Raw genomic sequence first — 3,634 nt, 5'->3', positions numbered from 1 at the left:
TGGTCAACGCCGGGGAGAACCCGCATGAAGTAGCGCTCGAGTACGAGGTCACCGATGACGATGTCTGGGCCGCCACCCGCGTCCTACTGGGCAAAGCCGCCTGAGTTCTTCGTCGATGCCTCGCTCGGGGGACGAACCGTCACAGGCCGTCTACGCGAGCTGGGCTACGCCGTCCACACGCTGGCGGAAGTCTTCGGATCCAAGGCCGCGGCCAGCGGCCAGCCCGACACCGCATGGCTGACGCTTGTCCGCCGGACCGGATGGGTCGTTCTCGCCCGAGACGCCGCCATTCTCCGAAGACCCGACGAGCTCGCCGCGTTACGCGCCGCCCGCGTTCACATGTTCCTCTTCGAAGGCCAGCTCGCTCGCGAACAGATGCTCGACAGAATCAATACTCATCTCGCCACTATCGTGACCATCGCGACATCACGTGAACCACAGGTTACCTGGGTCAGCCAGCACAACGTCCACAGCATGACCGTCCGCCAACGTCGTAAACCCACCCATCCCACTGCCTGAACACACCCGCAGAAATCCTCACCCTCACGATCGAACCGTGGATACCGTCCGCGACCACCCACATGAGCCATGATCAGCGTGAATTTGTCGCCGTGTACGCTTTTCAACCCCACAGGCGTACACAACAACAAACTCGCGCCGATCTTCCCTGACAGCCGATAGCCGTCAGCATCTCCCACCGCCCCACGACTACACGCAGTGACATAGATGACACTCTATCGGCCGGACCGACAAATTCGGCGATGTTTCCACACCCTCGCACCCGAACCAGCATCAACGGAGCGATCATCGGCGACTTCAACGACAAGAACGTCCTGTTTCCATACCCTCACGATCGGGCTGGAGTTAGCGAGCTTCGGCTGCAACACCGCTCCGAGCCTGTACGACCTCGCCGTTTCTGTGCCCTCATGATCGGGCTGGGGTTAGTGAGGGCACCCCCTTCGGCGCTGCCGCCGAGCTGAGACGATGCTGTCCGGTTGCGAGGACCCGCCACAAACGATCTCGACAGAGATCGCAATCTGACCATCTCCGTAGATCAATATCTATCCTGAGCTGCGTGAACGAGCCCGTCTAGGATCATGGGCAAAACGGAGTTCAGCGGAACGATCTGTTCCGGCTGTTCCGACCGCGGCCGAGACAGCATGATCCTCCGCGTAACCCACCGGCCCACCGCCTATCCAGCGCGGCTCGCCCAACCCCTGAAGGGGCGTTCCACGGTTCTCCCCGAGCGCCAGCAGCGTGGGCCAGCGATGATTACCATGAGCTACTGCGACAGTGCTCAGAAAAATTCGGGAGAGCGGTCGATCCGGGCGTCCGCCGTTCGACGTACGGGTGAGAAGCGGGGAAGGGCCCCACCATCCCGATCAAGGAGTCGCAGTGCCACGGTATCTGACGTTGATCCGTATCAACGAGCGGGAGATCTCCCCGGAGGACATCGGCCCCGAAGTCCAGCAGCGCATGGGCGCGCTGCTGGAGGAGATGACCAGAGCGGGGGTGCTGCTGGACACGGCCGGGCTCACTCCGACCTCCGAGAGCACCCGGATCACCTGGTCCGACGGCAAGTTCAGCTACACCGACGGTCCGTTCACCGAAAGCAAGGAGGTGGTCGGCGGTTACAGCATCCTCCAGGTCAGGGACACGGCCGAGGCTCACGAGTGGAGCAGGCGCTTCCTACAGATCCACCCGGAGCACATCACCGTCACCGTCGAGGTCCGCGAGATCGCCACGGCGTGACCTGGCCGCGCTTGCCCCGCCGCGGCCCGGCTGGTCTGATGGGTGGCTGTGACGGCGGCAGGCGCGACCAAGGCGGTCGAAACGGCGTTCCGGATCGAGTACGCGCGGATCGTCGCCGGTGTCGCCCGCATCGTGCGGGACGTGGGCATCGCGCAGGAACTGGCGCAGGATGCGCTGGTCGCCGCGCTGGAGCAGTGGCCGCAGTCAGGTGTCCCGGACAGGCCGGGTGCTGGAGGACGTGCCGCCGCCCGAGACGACGGACCCCGATGACATCGACGACGACCTGCTGCGGCTGATCTTCACCACCTGTCACCCTGTGCTGTCGACGCAGGCCCGGATCGCGCTCGCCCTGCGGTTGCTGTGCGGGCTGACGACCGAGGAGATCGCTCGGGCGTTTCTCGTCTCGGAGGCGACGGTCGCCCAGCGCATCGTCCGCGCGAAGCGGGCGCTTGCCAGGGCCGAGGTTCCCTTCGAGGTCCCGTACGGCCCTGACCGGGCGGCCCGGCTCTCGTCGGTTCTGGAAGTCATCTACCTGGTGTTCAACGAGGGCTATTCGGCGACGGCCGGCGACGACCTGGTACGTCCGGGCCTGTGCGAGGATGCGCTCCGCCTCGCCCGCGTCCTGGCCGGCCTGATGCCCACGGAACCCGAGGTCCAGGGGCTGGTTGCGCTCCTGGAGTTCCAGGGGTCCCGCCTGCCGGCCCGCACCGGCCCCGGTGGCGAGCCTGTCCTGCTCGCGGAGCAGGACCGTACCCGCTGGAACCGGATGCTGATCCACCGCGGTGTCGAGGCCCTGCACCGCGCGGGCCTGGGCCCCTATTCCCTCCAGGCCGCGATCGCAGCGTGCCACGCTCAGGCGATCCGCTACGAGGACACGGACTGGGCGATGATCGTCAAACTGTACGGACGGTTGACGGCGCTGACCGCCTCCCCGGTGGTGGAGTTGAACCGCGCGGTCGCCATCTCGATGTCGCAGGGCCCCGCGGCCGGCCTGAAGGTGGTGAACACCCTCGCGGACGAACCAGCGCTGAGGTCCTATCACCTGCTTCCCAGCGTCCGGGGGGATCTCCTCGAACGCCTGGGGCGGGTCGAGGAGGCACGAGCGGAATTCGCGCGAGCGGCATCCCTGACCCGCAACGCCCGCGAGCGGGACCTGCTCCTACAAAGGGCAACAAAGCTGTCCGACGCTCCCTGAACGCTCACATACCCTCATGATCGGGCTGGGGTTGGCGAGGGCACCCCCTTCGGGACCGCCGCTGAGCTGGAACGACGCTACCCGGTTGCGAGGACCTACCACAAACGATCTCAACAAAGATCGAAAACTGCCCGCTCATATAGATCAACATATGTTCCGAGCTGCGCAAACAAAGCTGTCGGGGATCATGGCAAAAACGAGATCTGGGGAAACGATCTGTACCGGCTCCAGCCCGTCGCGCCCGGCGGTTGAGGAGCAGCTTGACCTCCCGTGGCAGTGGAGCATCGGCCAAGTCGACGAGAACCCCCAACCGGGATGCGGGGGCGAGGAGGTGCGGGGTCAGGGGGCGGTTTCGAGGAATTCGGCGATGGTGCGGTAGGCCAGGGCCTCGTCGAACGATCCTTCACACCGCGACCGCGCGCAGTGACCCACGACCAACAGCCGCGAAGATCATTTCATCCGTCGATCACGATCCGACGGCGAATGTCGATGTACGCTCTGTTCAGGCAGTCCGGGTAATCATGTCGGAACGGCAAACATACCCGGACCAGCCCGGGATTATCGTTCACCGGATTATTGGTTCAGCGATATTGTGGAGGCTCAGTCGTGCGGTCGCGGGCAAATGGTGGCGCCCCCACCGACTCCGCCGATCCTCGGTTCGGGGCCGGCCTGCTGTCCGTGCAGGAT

Annotated in this window: 2 protein-coding genes and 1 pseudogene; all 3 read left to right on the top strand. The window is 65.0% G+C overall.

Going from position 1 to position 3,634, the window contains the following annotated elements; all coding sequences use genetic code 11:
* Positions 1 to 54 precede the first annotated feature (54 nt).
* The 3 genes and pseudogenes from CM1CMNOD_RS03875 (at position 55) to CM1CMNOD_RS03865 (ending at position 2,947) form a co-directional block, all read left to right on the top strand.
* The gene (locus CM1CMNOD_RS03875; protein ID WP_013872360.1) at positions 55 to 519 is read left to right on the top strand and encodes a hypothetical protein; all 465 of its coding nucleotides are present in this window, start codon (positions 55 to 57) and stop codon (positions 517 to 519) included.
* A gap of 876 nt (positions 520 to 1,395) precedes the next feature.
* Positions 1,396 to 1,752: a YciI family protein gene (locus CM1CMNOD_RS03870; RefSeq protein ID WP_013872359.1), complete on the top strand. Its 357-nt coding sequence runs from the start codon at positions 1,396 to 1,398 to the stop codon at positions 1,750 to 1,752.
* Between the two features lie 42 nt (positions 1,753 to 1,794).
* Positions 1,795 to 2,947: pseudogene (locus CM1CMNOD_RS03865) on the top strand (RNA polymerase sigma factor).
* Positions 2,948 to 3,634: the final 687 nt, after the last annotated feature.

The sequence above is a fragment of the Protofrankia symbiont of Coriaria myrtifolia genome (assembly GCF_900634755.1).
Lineage (GTDB): Bacteria > Actinomycetota > Actinomycetes > Frankiales > Frankiaceae > Protofrankia > Protofrankia coriariae.
Note: the sequence above shows the minus strand (reverse complement) of the source record. Positions and strands in the feature narration are given on the sequence as shown.

Bases quoted from the DNA above. Each gene is read 5' to 3' on its own strand.
- CM1CMNOD_RS03875 (WP_013872360.1), top strand. From the start codon at position 55: ATGACGATGTCTGGGCCGCCACCCGCGTCCTACTGGGCAAAGCCGCCT.